Below are 18,144 nucleotides of genomic sequence, written 5' to 3'. Positions count from 1 at the left end.
GTTAGAGTATTTCGGGGGTAAGTTTGGCAAGGTGACAATTGCTGTTAACCCTGCTCATACCAGCCAACAATGCTCTAACTGTGGCGCAATTGTCAAAAAATCTCTATCGACTCGGACTCATGTTTGTCAATGTGGGTTCACCCTAGACAGAGACTGGAATGCTGCCATTAATATTCTGAAATTAGCTTTGAGTACGCGCTTAGCATAGCGGAACTTGGGTCTTGGACCTGAACGCGGGACTGAGATTCGACCTCTACTTTGGTTGGAGTGATCCTGCCAAAGCAAGTTGGGTCTATGAATGAAGAATCCACGTCCTTCTAGGGCGTGGAGTGTCAAATCTCTCTTAATCCCTTTCCCCCTAGACCTCAATGTTATTTCCTATACCAAAGACGGTAAAAAATCTCCCATTGCAACCATTCCTCAAAAGCTAGAACACTCGAAATACAAGGATAAGAGAGAAAATATATTACAGATCAGATCAGCCAACCTCCCCAGAACCCCTCCCCTTAAAACAATCAAAACATTGCGTAATTCAGTTAACTTTTTTAGAAAATATTGAATAAATCTAAATTTCCCCTGCTTAGAAAAAAGGAAGCGTCACAATAGAAAACGAAGTCAAGCGACACGATACCCGAAACAACATTCTTCTATCTTCCCTCATAACTTGTTTTCTCATCACTAAAAGGAATAACTTATGTCTGCGACACAAACCCAAGCCCCAACCCAAACCAACAGCAACCCCAAGCAGAAACCCCCTCAAAAAGACAAACGCCTCAAAGTCCTCGATGTCACCATGAAGCGTAACCATTACCGCCAGGACTCCCTCATCGAGGTCCTACACAAAGCCCAAGAGTCCTTTGGCTATCTCGAACTAGAAATCCTCGAATACATTGCCAAAGAACTCAAACTCCCCCTCAGTCGAGTCTATGGCGTAGCCACCTTCTATCACCTCTTTTCCCTCAAACCCGGTGGCGAACATAACTGCGTAGTTTGCATGGGGACCGCTTGTTACGTGAAAGGGGGAGACAAAATTATCGAACAAATTGAACAAGACCTCAATGTGAAAGTTGGCGAAACCACCGAAGACGGCAAAGTGTCCCTACTCTCTGCCCGTTGTATCGGGGCCTGTGGCATCGCCCCCGCAGTAGTCCTAGATGGCACAGTCCAAGGCAAACAAACCCCCGAAAGTACCGTCGCCAAACTCAAAAAATTACAAAGCGAATAGTCCCCTAGCGGGTTAAACCCACTATTCCCCTTTCAACAACTCTCAACGACTCTCAATGACTAAGGAGTAAAGCATTATGGATAGAGAAGGCTTACTAGAAATAGCCGAAGCGGAAAAAAATCAACGGAAACGCCACCGCATTCACTGTTGTACCTCAACCGGGTGTCAAGCCGCCAGTTCCCTCGATGTGAAAAAGAACCTCACCAAAGCCGCCAAAGAACAAGGACTCAGCGATGAAGTGGACATCGTAGGTGTGGGCTGTATGGGGTTTTGCGGCAACGGGCCTCTCGTCGAAATAGAGCCCGATAACCAACTCTACGAAACCGTCACCCCAGACCAAGCAGAGGGGATCATTTCCAGCTTAAAAGGGGGCAACGCCAGCGCAGCCCAAGGCAACCTGCACCACCCCTTTTTCAGCCGCCAAATGCCCATTGTGCGGGAAAATAGCGGTAAAGTTGACCCAGAACGCATTGAAGACTATATCGCCTTTGGGGGCTATCAGGCTTTGTGTAAAGCCCTCTATGACATGACCCCAGAAGAAATTGTCGAAGAAGTGCGCCAAAGCGGCTTACGGGGTCGGGGCGGAGGCGGTTTCCCCACTGGGTTAAAATGGGCGACCGTGGCCAAAATGCCTGGGGAACGGAAATATTTAATCTGTAACGGGGATGAAGGCGACCCAGGGGCATTCATGGACCGCAGTGTCCTAGAAAGTGACCCCCATCGCGTCATTGAAGGGATGGCCATTGCCGCCTATGCCGTAGGGGCAGAACATGGCTATATCTACGTTCGCGCTGAATATCCCCTCGCTATCAAACGCCTCGAAAAAGCCATTAAACAGGCGAAAAAATACAACCTGTTAGGCAGTCAAATTTTAGACTCTCCCTTTGATTTTAAAATTGACATCCGCATTGGGGCGGGGGCCTTTGTTTGCGGGGAAGAAACCGCCCTCATTCAGTCCATTGAAGGCCGTCGCGGCAACCCGGTTCCTCGGCCTCCCTACCCGGCAGAAAAAGGACTTTGGACCTATCCAACTCTCATTAACAACGTCGAAACCTTCGGCAATATTCCCCCCATTGTCGAACGCGGGTCTGAGTGGTTCTCCGGTATTGGCACAGAAAATAGTAAAGGGACGAAAATTTTCGCCCTCACGGGGAAAATTGAAAATAATGGTCTGATTGAAGTTCCCATGGGCATTACCCTGCGGGAAATTGTCGAAGAAATGGGCGGCGGAGTCCCTGACGGAGAGGTGAAAGCGGTACAAACGGGGGGCCCGTCTGGGGGGTGTATTCCCGAAAACTTGCTAGATACTCCGGTGGACTATGACTCCCTGAAAGAAGTTGGGTCTATGATGGGGTCCGGGGGAATGGTGGTTATGGATAAAGGCACATCAATGGTCGCCATTGCCCAGTTTTATATGGACTTCTGCCGGGAGGAAAGTTGCGGGAAATGTATCCCCTGTCGGGCCGGAACTGAACAACTTTATGCCCTGTTGACTAAACTCCTCAAGAAACAAGCCACGGCGGCTGATTTAGCGAAAATGGAAGCCCTTTGCGAGATGGTGAAAAGTACCAGTTTGTGTGGCTTAGGTATGACGGCCCCTAGTCCAGTGGTGAGTACCTTGCGCTATTTCCGTGACGAATACGAGGAGTTGTTACAAGAACGGGGTTACAGTCAGGTGAATGGAAAGGTCACGATTGGATAAAGAGGCGGCCCAACAGGACGCTTCTCACCAATCTCAATTAACCCCTCATCCCCAACCGGGTTAATGTTTATTCTCACTATCATTGGGTCAGAAAGGAGATCATGTCTGTTAAAACTTTAAAAATCAACGGTCAAGACATCGCTGCCGAAGCGGGAAAAAGTATTCTACAAGTTGCCAAAGAGGAAGGCATCCCCATTCCCACCCTTTGCCACCTAGAAGGGGTGACGGATGTGGGGGCCTGTCGTCTCTGTCTTGTGGAAATTAAGGGAATTAATAAACTCCTGCCGGCCTGTGTCACGGAGATTGGCGAAGGGATGGAAGTTGAAACGAATACCCCTCGCTTGCAAGAATATCGCCGTATGACGGTGGAATTGCTGTTTGCAGAAGGGAATCATATGTGTTCTTTCTGCGTGGCTAATAATAACTGTGAGTTACAGGATGCGGCCATTGAAGTGGGGATGGATCATACCCGCTTTGATTATCGCTTCCCGGACCGGGGAATGGACTTATCTCACCCGGAATTTGCCATTGATCATAACCGTTGTATTCTCTGTACACGCTGTGTGCGGGTTTGTGATGAAATTGAAGGGGCCCATGTTTGGGATGTGGGCCAACGGGGAGAACAATGTTACATCATTTCTGGATTGGATCAACCCTGGGGCGAAGTTGATGCTTGTACTTCCTGTGGGAAATGTGTGGATGCTTGTCCGACGGGGGCGATTTTCCGCCAAGGAACAACGACGGCAGAAAAATTGGGCGATCGCGCCAAGTTATCCTTCTTAATTAATGCCAGAGAGAAACAGGAATGGACACGGTAAAGAAGTGTTTTGTTTCATTGTCGAGTAATTTGCTGATTCTAAGCGAGAGGAATTGATTTCATGTCTAAAATACGTTTTGCCACTATCTGGTTAGCGGGTTGTTCGGGTTGCCATATGTCTTTCTTGGATATGGATGAATGGTTAATCGAACTCGCGGATCAAGTCGATGTGGTCTATAGTCCCGTCGGATCAGACTTAAAAGACTATCCGGAAAATGTGGATGTTTGCCTGGTTGAAGGCGGTGTGGCTAATGAAGATAATCTAGAATTAATTCAACAAGTCCGCGATCGCACCAAAACCCTCATTTCCTTTGGGGATTGTGCCGTAACGGCCAATATTCCCGCCATGCGGAATATGTTGGGCGGACGAGACCCTGTGTTAAAACGGGGTTATATTGAATTAGGGGATAATTCTCCCCAACTTCCCCATGAACCAGGAATTGTTCCGGAACTCTTAGACCAAGTGATTCCCGTTCACCAAGTCGTTCCCATTGATATTTTTATGCCAGGTTGTCCTCCCTCTGCCGACCGCATTAAAGCCACCATCGAACCCCTTTTAAACGGTAAAGAACCCGCTATGGAAGGGCGAGAAATGTTGAAATTTGGGTAATGGGGAATGGGGAATGGGGAATGGGGAATGGATAATTGATTACTGATTACTATTCCCTTATTCACAAAGAACCAACAACCAACAACCAACCACCAACAAACATGAACTTAACTGCTACCTTGACCGCTTTCTCCCTTGCTGTGGCAACGACTTTCACCGGAACAACGCTACAGGCCCAAACCTCTCAACCTGCCCAATATCCTGAGAATTTTTTGGCAGACTTTCTAGAAAGTTGTCGGTTATCAGCCACAGATCAAGGACTTCCTGAAGATGTCGCAGAAACCTCCTGTCAGTGTATGATCACGCAAATTCAAGCCAATTATACCTATCAGGAATATACCGAAATTGCCCAAAGCATTGCCCAAGGTAATGTCACCCAAGAGCAAATGACCGGGTTACTCGACACCATTGAGTCTTGTGTGGCAGAAGAATAATTTACTGCACAAAATGTGCAATTTGTCAATAAAAAGATTTGAGTGGAGGACAGAGAAATGAGTAAAACTGTTGTAATTGATCCCATCACCCGTATTGAAGGTCATGCCAAAATTTCCCTCTTTTTGGATGATGCCGGGGAAGTGGAAGATGCTCGCTTTCATGTCGTCGAATATCGAGGATTTGAGAAATTTTGTGAGGGACGGCCTTTCACAGAAATGGCAGGCATTACCGCCCGAATTTGCGGCATTTGTCCCGTGAGTCACCTGCTGGCCGCTGCTAAAACCGGAGATAAAATTTTAGCCGTAAATGTCCCCCCCACCGGGGAAAAACTGCGCCGTTTAATGAACTTAGGGCAAATCACCCAATCCCATGCTCTATCTTTTTTCCATTTAAGTAGTCCTGACTTTTTATTGGGATGGGATAGTGATCCCGCCAAGCGGAATGTATTTGGATTAATTGCCAATGATCCCGACTTAGCGCGGGCTGGCATTCGCTTACGGCAATTTGGTCAAACCGTGATTGAATTATTAGGAGCAAGAAAAATTCACGCGGCCTGGGCGGTTCCTGGGGGGGTTCGGACTCCTTTATCGGACGATGCCAAACAATGGATTACAGACCGTTTGCCAGAGTCCTTTGATACCATTCACACCGCCATTGATTTATTCAAAAAACTTCTCGACCAATTCAACACAGAAGTAGAACAATTTGGGCAATTTCCCTCTTTGTTTATGAGTCTCGTGGGGGATAATGGCGAATGGGAACATTATGGCGGCAAAATCCGCTTTCGGGATAGTAGCGGGAATATTATCGCCGATGGATTGAGTGAAGATAATTACCAGGATTATATTGGCGAATCCGTCGAACCCTGGTCTTATTTGAAATTCCCCTATTATAAGCCGTTAGGCTATCCCGACGGCATTTATCGGGTGGGACCTTTGGCCCGGTTGAATACCTGTGATTATATTGGCACAGAAGCCGCAGATCGGGAGTTACAGGAATTACGCCACCGGGGAGGCGGGGTCCCGACTTCTTCTTTCCTCTATCACTATGCCCGACTGATTGAGATTTTAGCCTGTTTAGAGAAAATCCAAGCCCTGATGGAAGACCCCGACATTCAAAATCCGCGAGTCCGGTCCGATGCGGGGATTAATGCTTTAGAGGGAATTGGGGTGAGTGAAGCTCCTCGCGGGACGTTATTCCATCATTACAATGTAGATGAGAATGGCTTAATTGAGAAGGTAAATTTGATCATTGCGACGGGACAAAATAACTTAGCAATGAATAAAACCATCAAGCAAATTGCCCAACATTATATTCATGGGAATGAGATTCCTGAAGGGATGCTCAACCGGGTAGAGGCGGGGATTCGCTGTTTTGATCCTTGTTTAAGTTGTTCAACTCATGCGGCGGGCCAAATGCCGTTACAGGTGCAACTCATTGGGGCTGATGGTCAGGTTTTAAATGAGGTGTATCGGGGTTAAGCGATAAGCATGGTGAGGAAATCTCGCTATATCTTGACGATATCTTGACAGGGGGTGGGCATTGCCCACCCTAATTTATGCTTCTTCTTTCTTCAGTCCTTCTGCCCTCTGCCCTCTGCCTTGGGATACTGATTACTGTTTCCTGTTTCCTGTTTACTGATTACTGTTTACTGATTAAGGCCAAAGGACTCATTTTCCCTTGATAGACTAAGGCTTGATAGGCCATGGCAACGGCTTCAGCGCGAGTCGCATCGGCTTTGGGGTCTAACTGTTGGGGGTTGGGGTGATTAACGATAATGTTGGCTTTGGTGGCGGCGGCGACGGCGTTTTGGGCATAGGTGGGGATGTCCCATTGATCCTCGTACACTCTTAACACCGAGGGGTCACTCTCTGGTAAGGATAAACCATTGGCGAGGGAAATAATTAAGTGAATGCGGCGTAATTTTTGTTCGGGGTGAAAGGTGCGATCGGGGAAACCGGAAATGAAGCCCGCACGATAGGCTTGTAAAATAGCCCCATGACCCCAAAAATAGGTGGGTACGTCTAAGAATTGACTGGCGGGGCGGATGGGAGGGGGGTTAAAGACTTTCACTAATAACGCAGCATATTGGGCCCGGTTAATGGGGGCATCGGGTTGAAATGTGCCGTTACCAAAGCCACTTACGAGGTCTGCATGGGCTAACCGGATAATAAATTCTTTGGCCCAGTGGTTTTGAATATCGGTAAAGGTGGGAAGGACGGGGGAGGGGTCCACAATATAGGCAGAGGGCAAAGGCCGGGCCTTTCCGGTGGCGACTAGGGCTTGATAGAGAAAGGCGGTGATTTCGGCTCTTGTGGTGTCTTGGAGGGGTTGGAGTTGGTTTAAGTGGGGGTGGTTGACGACTAATTGTTTTTCGGTGGCAATGGCGATCGCAGTGGTAGCATAACTGGGAATTTGGGCGCGATCGCGGAATAATTGCAACCCGGCCATACTCCCGCCCGTCAACCCTAACCCATTCACCAGGGACACCAACACCTGCCCCCGACTAATATTTTCTTGGGGGCGAAATGTGCCATCCCCATATCCCGCTATAAACCCCATATCCGCCGCTTTGCGAATGACCTCGGCGGCCCAGAAGCCATCGGACACATCCCGAAAAACCCGCTGGGTCCCCAACTGTCGGGGCAAGTCGAAGGTATGAGAGACTAAAACGGCATATTCAGCACGGGTGAGGGGATGGTCTGGTTTAAATGTTCCATCGGGAAAGCCGCGAATTAAGCCCCGTTTCACCAATTCATCAATAAAATCAGTGGCCCAATGGCCTTGAATATCCGGGAATTGGCTGGGGCCGGTACTCCCTAGGGGAAGATCAGTCTGGGCAAATTCAACGTTTCCTCGGACACGACGTTGGTTTAACTCATTCCCCGCTAGGGTAAGGAGTTGGGCCCCTTCGTGTTGTAGGTCAATGTGTTCATTGTCTCGAATAATATTTAAAGCGGGGTCTTGGGGACTGCCGAGATAGGGTTGGGCGTTTTCTTTGAGGACAATGCCTGTTACTTTATTCTTCTCGATGAGATTACGCCGAATAACGGGTTTGGCTTGGTGAGAGAGGTAAATCCCCGCCCGGTTGGTTAGGAGGCGGTTATCGGACAACAGAGGCGCACTCTCGTCACTCACTGTAATCCCATACCCTGTATCTTGACAGAGATTGCGCCGCATTTCCCCTTTGGCATTCCGTCGTAAAAATAGGCCCGTTGAGCCATTGTGGGCCAGGTGACTATCCCGAATAATGGGTTTGCTGGTCCCGGTGACGACAATTCCCGCGAGGGTACAATGGTGGACGGTGAGATTGGCGAGAATGGGCGATGCGGACTCTATCCAGAGGCCAATCCCCTTGGTTTTGGGGTTGGTGAGGGTGATGCCTCGTAATTGGGTGCGATCGCTGGCTAAGAGGGTAATATTCTGCCGTCGAAAGGTGGGACTCTGATAGTCTCCTCCCCCAGACAGGATAATATTGCGGCCTTTACTGGGTTCATCGCCAATAATTGTCACCCCAACCGGAACAAGAAACGGGAACTTCTCCCCACTGCTGGTGTCATAAGTTCCCTGAGCTAAGTAGATCAGGGTGTTGGCGGTGGCTTGACTCAGCGCGTAGGTGAGGGTTTGCCAAGGGGCTTGGCGAGTTCCTGCTGCGCGATCGCTTCCTGTGGTTGGATTAATATAAAAGGTGGCCATACACCGACGGAATTCCTATTGTATCTTTGTGGTTCAACTATCAACTATCAACGATCAACCATCAACGATCAACTCTACTACTGTGGACTATTGACCGGAAATGATATTCTTGTCTTGCAGTTGAATGGCGTGCCGGGTCATTGATTTACGTCCTCAAAGCGACCTGTCCTAACCAAAATTATGATTGAAGCAGAGCATTTGAGTAAAATTTATGGCTCAACCCCAGCAATTCAGGATGTCGATTTTTCTGTTGAAGATGGGGAAATTGTGGGGTTTCTCGGACCCAATGGGGCCGGGAAAACAACGACGATGCGGATTTTGTCCGGGTATTTACCTGCGACTACCGGAACCGCCCGCATTGCCGGGTATGATGTCCATGAACAGTCTATGCAAGTCCGGCAGCGTATTGGCTATTTGCCGGAAATTCCCCCACTCTACGATGAAATGACCGTGGAGGGGTTTTTGTTCTTTGTGGCGCGAATTAAGGGGGTTTCAGCCGGCGATCGCGCCCCTCAAGTCCAATGGGCCATTCAACGCTGTAACCTGCAAGAAAAGCAAAAAGTCCTCATTCACAAACTCTCGAAAGGGTTTCGTCAGCGTGTGGGCATTGCTCAGGCCATTGTCCATAATCCCCCAGTGATTATTCTAGATGAACCCACCGTGGGTCTTGATCCCCGACAAATTATTGAAGTGCGCAATTTAATTAAAAGTTTAGCCGGGGAACATACTATTATTCTTTCGACCCATATTTTGCCAGAAGTGAGCATGACTTGCGATCGTGTGACTATTATCAATCAAGGGAATGTGGTGGCTACCAATACCCCCGATAACCTCATGGCCCAATTATCCGCCAGTCGGGGGTATGAATTAGAGGTAGAAGGCAATGCAGAACTCGTTCAACCCCTCTTACAAGTCATTCCAGGGGTAAAATCTGCCGAAGTCCTTCCCCAACCTCAACAAAATCATCATCTCATCCGCATCACTACCGAGTCTAACAACCCAGACTTAGGTCGAGATATTGCTTCCGTAGTGGTCAAAGATACCGGACTGGGACTCTACGAAATGCGACGCACCCGACCCAGTTTAGAGGATGTTTTCCTCGAATTAACCACCGAAGAAGCAACCCTAGACCTCCAAGAGACTCCTCTGAGTGAACAAGTTTCTCTCACCTCCACCTCTGAAGATGACTCACCAGAGTCCGAGGCAACCCCCTCCAACTCTCAACCCCCATCTTCTTCTGACCACCCAACACTGAAAAACGACTCGTGATAGTTCTGGCTAATATTTACGCAATTTTCCGTAAAGAACTGCAAAGTTATTTCGCGTCTCCCCTTGCTTATGTTGTGGCCGGGGTATTTTGGCTAATTTCGGGAGCAGTTTTTGTTTTTTTACTCCTTAGTGACCAAGGTATTTTGCAAGAAATTGCCACCAATGAACAGTATGGGGTCCCCATGTCTCCCATTGATGTGCCGTATATTTTTCTGGTACGGTTTCTCAGTGTCATTGGGTCAATTACTTCGTTTATTCTTCCCCTACTGTCCATGGGACTGTATGCTGAAGAACGAAAAAGCCGCACCTTGGAACTTTTAGCCACTTCCCCGATCACCAACTGGGTGGTTGCCCTAGGGAAGTTATTAGGGGTGGTCACGTTTTATATTACCCTGTTAGTGCCGTTGTTATTATACGAAGCGATCGCCTTGAGTCGCGCTGATCCTCCTGTCCCCCCCGCAGTGCCACTCACAGCCCATTTAGGACTAATTTTATTAGCGGCCTCCCTCCTCTCTCTGGGAATGTTTATTTCTTCCCTCACCAATAGTTCTTTAATTGCCGCCATTCTAACTTTTGCTTTAATTATTTTCCTAGGCATTTTAGACATTATCGCCAATAGTTTACCCCAACCATTAGGGGCGATTTTAAACCACCTTTCCCTAATTAAACATTACGATACCCTAGTGCAAGGAGTCCTAGATAGTAGCAGTTTAGTCTTATTTGCCAGTTATATTATTCTAGGAATCTTCCTCACCGCACAATCCATTGAAGCTCTGAGGTTTCAACGGTCTTAGGTTATTGTTTGTGGTTTGTTTTTCCTATCTTCCCTATCTTCCCTATCCCCAAAATTGTTAATTACCAATCTCCCTGATCTATGAACAAAAAAAGCCCCGTAAAACTGCCCCAATTGGATCGCAAAATTTGGCGATACCTGATTTGGTTTGGTCCATTACTCGCCGTCGCAGGGCTAGTCGTGGGGGCAATAACGGGGATGAGTTCGCCCATTGCCATTACACTAATATTAGTCGGGAGTCTAATTATTATTCTGGGTTTAGGCTTTTGGAGTGGTGTCTTTCAAGGACTCCTACGACAACGGTCAACCCAAGTGGGAACAGACGCATTAATCGCCACCTTAGCCGTTTTAGCCATCTTGGGATTAATCAACTTTTTAGCCGTCCGTTACCCGGTGAAAGTTGACCTCACCGAAACCCAAATTTTCACCCTCGCCCCCCAAACCCAAAGTTTAGTTAAAAACTTAACCAAACCCATGAAAGTTTGGCTATTTCAAGCCAACCCGAACCCCATAGATCGGGATTTATTAGAACGTTATAGCCGACTTAGCCCGAATTTTTCCTATGAATACGTTGATCCGCAAGTAAATATTGGCATTACCAACCGTTTCGGGGTACAAAGTCCAGGGGAAGTCCATCTCGAATACGAAAATAAAACCCAGTTAGTTCAAACCTTAGAATTGCGACAGGGGGAAACCTTATCAGAAGTCCAACTGACCAATGGAATTGAAAAAATATTGCGCGATCGCGCCTTAGTCGCTTACTTCCTCCAAGGTCATGGGGAATATCCCCTAGAACCCGTCGCTGGCGGCATCTCAGAAGCCGTTCAGCGTCTCGAAGAACAAGGCTACGTGATCAAACTCCTCGACCTGAGTACCGAACCCAGCGTCCCCGAAGATGCCACCGTCGTCGTCATTGCCAGTCCGGAACGCGCCTTATTCCGGGGAGAAATTAACGCGATCGAAAATTTCCTCAACCTAGGAGGAGGAGTCCTCATCCTAGAAGACCCCAACCGGGACTCCGGGTTAGGTAGTCTCCTCGACGACTGGGGAATAGAAGTCGATGACCGTTTAATCATTGATGCGTCCGAAGAAGGCAACGCCACCGGATACGGACCCACCACCCCCCTCGTCACAAAATACGGGTCTCATCCCATCACCCTAGAGTTTCAAAATGGTTTATCTGTCTATCCCCTCTCCCACCCCGTCGTCATCCAGGAGGAGGAGGAGATAGAAGCAACTCCCCTTGTGATGACCAATGAAACCAGTTGGGCCGAAGAAGATTTACAATCAGAAACCATTGAATATGACCCCAACGACGATTTAGCCGGCCCGTTAAATATTGGGGTGGCCTTATCCCGTGAGTTAGAAGAAAGTGAGGGAGAGAATAACAACACCGAGGAAGCCGCCCCCCCCGAAGAAGCGCGATTGGTGGTTTTTGGCAATGGGAGATTTATCACCAATGGTTGGTTTGAGGATCAATTGAATAGTGATGTCTTTCTCAACTCCGTACAATGGTTAGCCAAGGAAAATGAGGCCATTTTATCTATCCGTCCCAAAACCTTCCAAGACCGACGCTTAAATTTAACCCCCGTCCAAAGAACGTGGATTTGGTGGTTATCTCTAGTCATTTTTCCCCTCTTCGGATTTGCGGGTGCAGGGGTCGTTTGGTGGATGAGAAGATAATTTATAATGGATGATTAAAGGCTCAGAAGTTATACAAACAACAAACAGTTAATTGAACAACTCCCGCAACCGTTTTACATTCACTTTTCCCCGATTATTTCGGGGAATTTTAGACAGTCTAACCCAAGACTTAGGACATTTAAACGGCGCAACTTTCTCCACTAACTCCCCCTTAATCAAATCCGACGTAATATTAGGCGCAATTGGCACATAAACTGCTGCCACTACCTCCCCCCAATAATCATCTTTTACTCCCAACACACAAACATCCTTAACCCGTCCCGTTGCCCAAATTGCTCCCTCCACTTCTTGGGGGAAAACATTCTCACCTCCCGTAATAATTTTTTGACTCTTACGCCCTAAAATATGTAAGTATCCCGACTCATCTAAATATCCCCAATCATCGGTCACAAACTCCCCATTGGTCTCAAATGATTGACCATAGTAGCCTTTAAATAACGATTGGGATTGAATAACAATTTGTCCCTCTTTTTTTGAAAAATTACTTGCTTTTTTATCTACTTTTATGGTAATGTTAGAATGGGGAAGGATGCGCCCATTATTATTAAGTCCTCGGAGAAAATCTGAGGGCTGTAGCGTCGCCACCTGTGCCGCAGTCTCCGTCATACCGTAAGTTAGAGCAATATTCACTTGATAGTCTCTAGCCTGTTTTAAGAGACTCTCCCAAGCGGGTGCGCCCCCCACTAATACTGTTTTAAATTGGGCTAACCACTCCGGAAAATGAATTAATAAATGTTGTAACTGTGTGGGAACAAGGGAGATAAAAAAGTCCTGGGGATTAATATGTAACAGTCCTCCCTGCTTCATCTCCTTATATCCTTGAACCCCAAACCGTCCCCCTGTAATTAAAGACCGTAAAAACTGCATTAAACCACTCACATGATAAAGAGGTAAAACACAATAAGAATTTACTGGCCTTTCCCCAAAATATTGATAAAATCCCTGCACCGCAGCAGACAGCGTTTCCCAAGTATGAATGGCAAAACGAACCTGACCCGATGACCCCCCAGTAGGAATCATAATTTTTCCCGTCCGGGGGGCTTGCGTCCTCAAATATTTTGTGCTATATTCATACATAATGGGAATCTGTGCGCACCTGTAACCCCCCTCTGAAAAGATAATATCTGGTGCAACCACATTAAACACCTGTTCCCACTCCCTCTCTCCCCAATGGGGGTCACAAAGGAAGAGCGAATAATTCAGCGAAACCGCAGCAGAGAAACGGGCAAGAAACAACAAAGGGTCAGACTCTACCAAACATAACTTAGACTCCGGAGAAAAACGTTGTAGTATATGGCAAGACTCCTCCCACCGTTGATAAAATTCCGAGGTATTGATACCGATAAACCAGTCTTCAATGTGACGTTTTTCAAGATATCTGCGAAACATTTTTTGGCTTGTTTGTTATTAGTTATGGGTTGTTGGTTAGGGGGGGGGGATATGGAACGAGCTAGGGGCAGATTATGAGGGAGAACCTTAGTTAAAGCCTTATGGTTGTTCCAAAAGTAGGGCAACCGCATACAGCATTTTGCAGTTTTGATACAGGACATGAAACTTTACAAAGCAGGGGCTTTATTTTTTGTGGGAATATAATAAACTATTATTGGCTAAAAATGATCATCATTGAGTTTTCAGGTTAGGGTATCTTGATAGGCTTTGGGGTTCAACCCAAGATTAAGTGTTTAAACTCGTTGAAAATGGGTTGAGAGAGTCACAAGCAACTAAAACTTGTCAGGAGTAAAAGAAGTTCTCAAGGGCTTACAAAGAGTCAGATGTTCTATTAAACCGGGAGTCATAATTATTAAAATTGGGGTGTTGTGTTGGAGATTTTGTGAGAGGAATGAATGATGAAAAAAATACTGTTTTTAACCCTAATTTCTTGTGCCATTGTTAGTCGTGCTAGTCTCCCGAAAACCGCGTTTGCCAGTGAGTCAGAGTTTATTATCGCTCAAAATAGTTCCCCAGTCGTCGAAACTCTCTTGGTGAGTGAAGCACAACGACTGTATGAAATGGGACAGTATGATGAAGCGATTTTAACCTTACAGCGAACCCTCGAACAAGAACAAACGGAAAATGATGTCATGGGGGCAGCGATCGCCTTACGCAATTTAGCCTTAATTTATGGTAAAATGGGGCAAGTCAGCCCAGCTCAACAAGTCCTGACCGAAAGTCGTTCTCTCACCCAACAACAAGCACAAACTGCCGAACAACAACACCTCCTCGCGCAAATTTTCGAGGTGGAGGGGCAACTGCACCTATCCAGAGGACAACCGAAAAAAGCCGCAGAAAGTTGGCAACAGGCAGGGGAGATTTATCAGCAAGAAAACGACACCATGGGCATGGCCCGTGCTAAAATTGGGCAAGCCCAGGCCCTGCAAGCCATGGGGATGCACAAACAGGCCAGTGAGCGTTTAGAGGCGTTAAATGAGCAACTGGCGGCCCAACCGGACACCCTCCTCAAGTCTCAAGCCTTACAACTGTTAGGGGATGTACAACGAGCCTTAGGACGCATTGGAGAAGCGCAACAAGCCCTTGAAAAAGGGTTGCAAATTTCCCAAACCCTGCAAAATCCAGAACAAATTGCCTCTATTCAAATCAGTTTAGGCAACACAGCCCGCATTAGCAAGGCCAATGAAACTCAAGACGTATCCTTGCAAGCTTCCTTGCAAACTGCCCTCACCCATTATCGCCAGGCGGTACTTACTGCCCCTAATCTTACCCTGAAACTGCAAGCCCAGTTAAACGAATTAAGGGTTTTAGCCGAACAAAAGGACATTGCAACCTTAAAAAGACGAGTCCCCACCTTAGAACAAACTATCACACAATTACCCGCCAATCGTGCCGCCATTTATGCCCAACTGAACTTTACTCAAACCCTGATGCAGCTAGAAGAAAGCGTCCTCCCCCCGGCAAAAATGGCGCAACAACTGGCCCAAGCCTTAGACCAGGCTAAAATGATCGGAGATGAAAGGGCGAAAGCCCGAATATGGGTGAGTTTGGGGCGACTGTACGAACAGCATCAACGGTATGGAGAAGCGCAAACCGCCACCGAAAAAGGGATATTAGTGGCTCAAACGCTCAATGCCCCAGAAATTGCCTATCAGGGCCAATGGCAACTGGGGCGAATTTTGCGACAACAGGAAGAACGGGAAAGCGCGATCGCCGCTTACGGAAAAGCCGTCACCACGCTACAATCCTTACGGAGTGACCTCGTAGCCATTAACCCCGACTTACAATTCTCCTTCCGAGAAAGCGTTGAACCTGTTTATCGTCAATATGTCGATCTTCTCCTGCAACCCAATGCCACCCAAAGCCACCTGAAAGCAGCGAGAAAAGCCATTGAAGCCCTCCAACTAGCCGAACTAGACAACTTCTTCCGAGATGCCTGTTCCGACGTACAAGAACAACAGATCGACCAAATTGACCCAGAATCCGCCATCTTCTACACCATCATATTAGAAAATCGCCTCGAAACCATCCTCGCCCTTCCCGGCCAACCCCTGCGCAACTATACCACTCCCCTCTCCAAACAGGACATTGAACAAGCCTTGTCCCAGATGCGCTATCACATCGCCACCCCCCAAGGACGACTACAAAACCGTAAACGCCTCGAAGTCTCCCAAACCATCTATAATTGGCTCATCACCCCCATTGAGCCACAATTAAATGCTAATGGCGCAACAAACCTTGTTTTTGTCCTAGATGGGTCCTTACGCAACATCCCCCTCCCTGCTTTACACGACGGGGAACAATACCTCATTGAAAAATATAGCCTCGCCCTCGCCCCCAGTTTAAACCTTATTAACCCCAAACCCCTAGAACGGGAAACCGTAGCGGTTTTAGGCGGAGGTATCACCCAAGCGGTACAAGGGTTTAGTGCCTTACCCAACGTCCGACAAGAAATTGAAAAAATTCAACAACAGGTCCCTGCTGCTATCCTCCTCAATGACTCCTTTGTAGAACAACAATTTAATACTCAAGTCAACACGCAACCCTTCCCCATTGTCCATTTAGCCACCCACGGACAATTTAGTTCCCAAGCCGAGGAGACCTTTATTTTAACGTGGGATGACCAGTTGAATATTGATGAACTGAATGCCCTCTTACGCGCCGATACACAGCAATTGACTCCCATTGAGTTACTTATCCTCAGTGCCTGTCAAACCGCCACAGGAGACGACAGAGCCGCCCTAGGACTCGCAGGAATGGCCGTCCGTGCCGGGGCCCGGAGTACCATTGCCAGTTTATGGTTAGCGGCAGATGAACCCACCTCAAACTTAATGGGTGACTTATACAAGAATTTATCCAACCCCGACACCACCAAAGCAAAAGCTCTCCAAGAGGCGCAACTGAGCATTTTAAACGGGGAAGACGGACGGTTTCGCCATCCTTTCTATTGGTCTGGGTTTGTTTTAGTGGGCAATTGGTTATGATTGCATGGGTGACAAGTTTTCGACAAGCTCAGTCACCTTCTAGGGCGACTTTCACCAATTGAATTCACGCTCTAAGAATTTATGCTATAGTGTTTTGAGTTGTTGGCCAGTGGAGCCATGTTTGAGTTGAACAGTACCCAAGGGCATTGGGAAACTGCCTCGTGCATGGGAAACGACTGGGGAGACTTCCACCTCTGTTGATTCAGGAAAACTTGAGTCAGTAAGTGGTGTCGCTGAACCAGTAATTTCGGAATCTGTGAAGACCGAAGAATCACCGTCCTTATAGGACGGTGAGTATGTCAAAATGGGGGGACAATGCAGCGTTTCGCTTGGGAGAAAATGGCCAACTCAAAATCGTCTCACTCCACCCTCGAATCCCCTGTTAATTTTACCTTTGCCCGTCATGAAACCTTTCATCCCCGTTATGGGTGGTTAACAAAAGGGTTTGAGAAGGCCAGAGAGAATGGGGAAATCTTTGTGCAACCGGATGCTCCGGTAGAGTTGGGGGTGGGGAAAAATATGGTGCGATCGCTGCGTTATTGGTGTCGCGCCTTTAAACTATTAGAGGAAGACAACACCGCCTCCAGTCGCTCTCGGCCTGCCTCTGCCACCCTATTTGGCCAGCAATTATTAACCCAGTGGGATAATTTTCTCGAAAACCCGGCCTCTCTGTGGTTGTTACATTGGAACTTATTAAAACCCACCTGTGATGCGGCAACTTGGTATTATACGTTTAATCTTTTTCGGGGGGTAGAGTTTACCGATGCAGACTTACTCGACGGCCTCCAGCGTTATCAAACCCAGTCTGAGAAGACGGTGGCGAAAAATTCCCTCAAAAAGGATATTAGTTGTCTCTTGAGGATGTATGTGGAACAAACCAAGAAGAAAACCCCGTTAGAAGATTCCATTGATTCCCCTTTTACGGAGTTAGGATTAATTCAACAAGTGGGAGGCAGTAACCGTTATCGGTTTCGCATTGGGGCTAAGGCTAATTTACCTCCAGAAATCATTACTGCGGCTTGTTTAGAGTATGTTCAGGATAGGGATACAAACAATATCTCGTTATCTCATTTATTATACGATGAGAACAGTCCGGGGTTAGTGTTTAAGCTCACTGAAAGTGCTATGTATGATGCGTTGGAGCAGGTTTCGGACAATAGCGAAGCTATTACGCTGTCAGATAGTGCAGGGTTAATTCAATTCACGTTTAAGGGTGAACCGCAGGAGTTAGCCAAAGGTATTTTAGAGGAGTATTATACAACCGTGGGTTAAACCCCATGACAACCTTGGGTTAAACCCCAAGGCTGAGAGCGTAAGCCTGTTGAAAACAGGTTAATATGCTGATGGTTTAACCTGTTTGACAACCTTGGGTTAAAACCCAAGGCTGAGAGCATAAGCCTGTTAAAAACAGGCTAATATGCTGATAATTTAACCCGTTTTAACGGGTTTTGGCTTTTAGC

General features: G+C 47.3%; 13 protein-coding genes and 1 pseudogene. 12 read left to right on the top strand and 2 right to left on the bottom strand.

Annotated elements, in window-relative coordinates; translation table 11 throughout:
• From PN462_RS23355 to PN462_RS03525, 7 genes and pseudogenes are all read left to right on the top strand, one after another.
• A pseudogene (locus PN462_RS23355) lies at positions 1-321 on the top strand (zinc ribbon domain-containing protein); the annotation flags it as partial.
• A gap of 373 nt (positions 322-694) precedes the next feature.
• A complete protein-coding gene (gene hoxE, locus PN462_RS03550; RefSeq protein ID WP_272126583.1) occupies positions 695-1,225 on the top strand; it encodes a bidirectional hydrogenase complex protein HoxE in 531 nt (176 codons plus the stop codon).
• Between the two features lie 76 nt (positions 1,226-1,301).
• Positions 1,302-2,927, top strand: coding sequence for an NADH-quinone oxidoreductase subunit NuoF (gene nuoF / locus PN462_RS03545; RefSeq protein ID WP_272126582.1), 1,626 nt, complete (start codon positions 1,302-1,304; stop codon positions 2,925-2,927).
• A gap of 101 nt (positions 2,928-3,028) precedes the next feature.
• Positions 3,029-3,745, top strand: a complete 717-nt coding sequence (hoxU, locus tag PN462_RS03540; RefSeq protein ID WP_272126581.1) for a bidirectional hydrogenase complex protein HoxU — start codon at positions 3,029-3,031, stop codon at positions 3,743-3,745.
• 60 nt (positions 3,746-3,805) lie between these two features.
• The gene (locus PN462_RS03535) at positions 3,806-4,354 is read left to right on the top strand and encodes an oxidoreductase (RefSeq protein WP_272126579.1); all 549 of its coding nucleotides are present in this window, start codon (positions 3,806-3,808) and stop codon (positions 4,352-4,354) included.
• Between the two features lie 101 nt (positions 4,355-4,455).
• A complete protein-coding gene (locus PN462_RS03530; RefSeq protein WP_272126578.1) occupies positions 4,456-4,788 on the top strand; it encodes a hypothetical protein in 333 nt (110 codons plus the stop codon).
• A gap of 57 nt (positions 4,789-4,845) precedes the next feature.
• Positions 4,846-6,270 carry a Ni/Fe hydrogenase subunit alpha gene (locus PN462_RS03525; RefSeq protein WP_272126577.1) on the top strand — a complete coding sequence of 475 codons (1,425 nt, stop codon included), beginning with the start codon at positions 4,846-4,848 and terminating at the stop codon, positions 6,268-6,270.
• 160 nt (positions 6,271-6,430) lie between these two features.
• On the opposite strand, the gene PN462_RS03520 is transcribed toward PN462_RS03525, so the two are convergent.
• Positions 6,431-8,485 carry an S-layer homology domain-containing protein gene (locus tag PN462_RS03520; RefSeq protein WP_272126575.1) on the bottom strand — a complete coding sequence of 685 codons (2,055 nt, stop codon included), beginning with the start codon at positions 8,483-8,485 and terminating at the stop codon, positions 6,431-6,433.
• Positions 8,486-8,665: 180 nt separating this feature from the next.
• Between PN462_RS03520 and PN462_RS03515 the strand changes: the two genes are divergently transcribed.
• The 3 genes from PN462_RS03515 to PN462_RS03505 all read left to right on the top strand — a co-directional run bounded on the left by PN462_RS03515 (position 8,666) and on the right by PN462_RS03505 (position 12,230).
• Complete coding sequence (locus PN462_RS03515; RefSeq protein ID WP_272126573.1) at positions 8,666-9,754, top strand: ABC transporter ATP-binding protein; 1,089 nt, start codon at positions 8,666-8,668, stop codon at positions 9,752-9,754.
• Positions 9,751-10,548 (top strand): ABC transporter permease, encoded by a 798-nt coding sequence (locus tag PN462_RS03510; protein WP_272126572.1) that lies wholly within the window; start codon positions 9,751-9,753, stop codon positions 10,546-10,548. The genes PN462_RS03515 and PN462_RS03510 overlap by 4 nt, the downstream gene beginning before the upstream one ends.
• 80 nt (positions 10,549-10,628) lie before the next feature.
• Complete coding sequence (locus PN462_RS03505; protein ID WP_272126571.1) at positions 10,629-12,230, top strand: GldG family protein; 1,602 nt, start codon at positions 10,629-10,631, stop codon at positions 12,228-12,230.
• Positions 12,231-12,278: 48 nt separating this feature from the next.
• Here PN462_RS03505 and PN462_RS03500 read toward each other — a convergent pair whose 3' ends face one another.
• Complete coding sequence (locus tag PN462_RS03500) at positions 12,279-13,640, bottom strand: 2-succinylbenzoate--CoA ligase (protein ID WP_272126570.1); 1,362 nt, start codon at positions 13,638-13,640, stop codon at positions 12,279-12,281.
• 455 nt (positions 13,641-14,095) lie between these two features.
• Here PN462_RS03500 and PN462_RS03495 point away from each other — a divergent pair, with 455 nt between their 5' ends.
• Both PN462_RS03495 and PN462_RS03490 read left to right on the top strand, forming a co-directional pair.
• A complete protein-coding gene (locus PN462_RS03495) occupies positions 14,096-16,684 on the top strand; it encodes a CHAT domain-containing protein (protein WP_272126569.1) in 2,589 nt (862 codons plus the stop codon).
• Positions 16,685-17,023: 339 nt separating this feature from the next.
• Positions 17,024-17,956, top strand: a complete 933-nt coding sequence (locus PN462_RS03490; protein WP_443029049.1) for a DUF4007 family protein — start codon at positions 17,024-17,026, stop codon at positions 17,954-17,956.
• Positions 17,957-18,144 lie beyond the last annotated feature (188 nt).

This window comes from Spirulina sp. CS-785/01, from assembly GCF_028330525.1.
Lineage (GTDB): Bacteria > Cyanobacteriota > Cyanobacteriia > Cyanobacteriales > Spirulinaceae > JAQMSD01.
This window is presented reverse-complemented; position numbering and strand designations above follow the sequence as displayed.

Excerpts from the sequence above, each read along its gene's own strand:
- PN462_RS03495 (WP_272126569.1), top strand. The coding sequence starts at position 14,096 with ATGATGAAAAAAATACTGTTTTTAACCCTAATTTCTTGTGCCATTGTT.
- PN462_RS03515 (WP_272126573.1), top strand. The coding sequence starts at position 8,666 with ATGATTGAAGCAGAGCATTTGAGTAAAATTTATGGCTCAACCCCAGCA.
- PN462_RS03505 (WP_272126571.1), top strand. The coding sequence starts at position 10,629 with ATGAACAAAAAAAGCCCCGTAAAACTGCCCCAATTGGATCGCAAAATT.
- hoxU (WP_272126581.1), top strand. The coding sequence starts at position 3,029 with ATGTCTGTTAAAACTTTAAAAATCAACGGTCAAGACATCGCTGCCGAA.
- nuoF (WP_272126582.1), top strand. The coding sequence starts at position 1,302 with ATGGATAGAGAAGGCTTACTAGAAATAGCCGAAGCGGAAAAAAATCAA.
- PN462_RS03525 (WP_272126577.1), top strand. The coding sequence starts at position 4,846 with ATGAGTAAAACTGTTGTAATTGATCCCATCACCCGTATTGAAGGTCAT.
- PN462_RS03530 (WP_272126578.1), top strand. The coding sequence starts at position 4,456 with ATGAACTTAACTGCTACCTTGACCGCTTTCTCCCTTGCTGTGGCAACG.
- hoxE (WP_272126583.1), top strand. The coding sequence starts at position 695 with ATGTCTGCGACACAAACCCAAGCCCCAACCCAAACCAACAGCAACCCC.
- PN462_RS03535 (WP_272126579.1), top strand. The coding sequence starts at position 3,806 with ATGTCTAAAATACGTTTTGCCACTATCTGGTTAGCGGGTTGTTCGGGT.
- PN462_RS03520 (WP_272126575.1), bottom strand. The coding sequence starts at position 8,485 with ATGGCCACCTTTTATATTAATCCAACCACAGGAAGCGATCGCGCAGCA.
- PN462_RS03490 (WP_443029049.1), top strand. The coding sequence starts at position 17,024 with ATGGCCAACTCAAAATCGTCTCACTCCACCCTCGAATCCCCTGTTAAT.
- PN462_RS03500 (WP_272126570.1), bottom strand. The coding sequence starts at position 13,640 with ATGTTTCGCAGATATCTTGAAAAACGTCACATTGAAGACTGGTTTATC.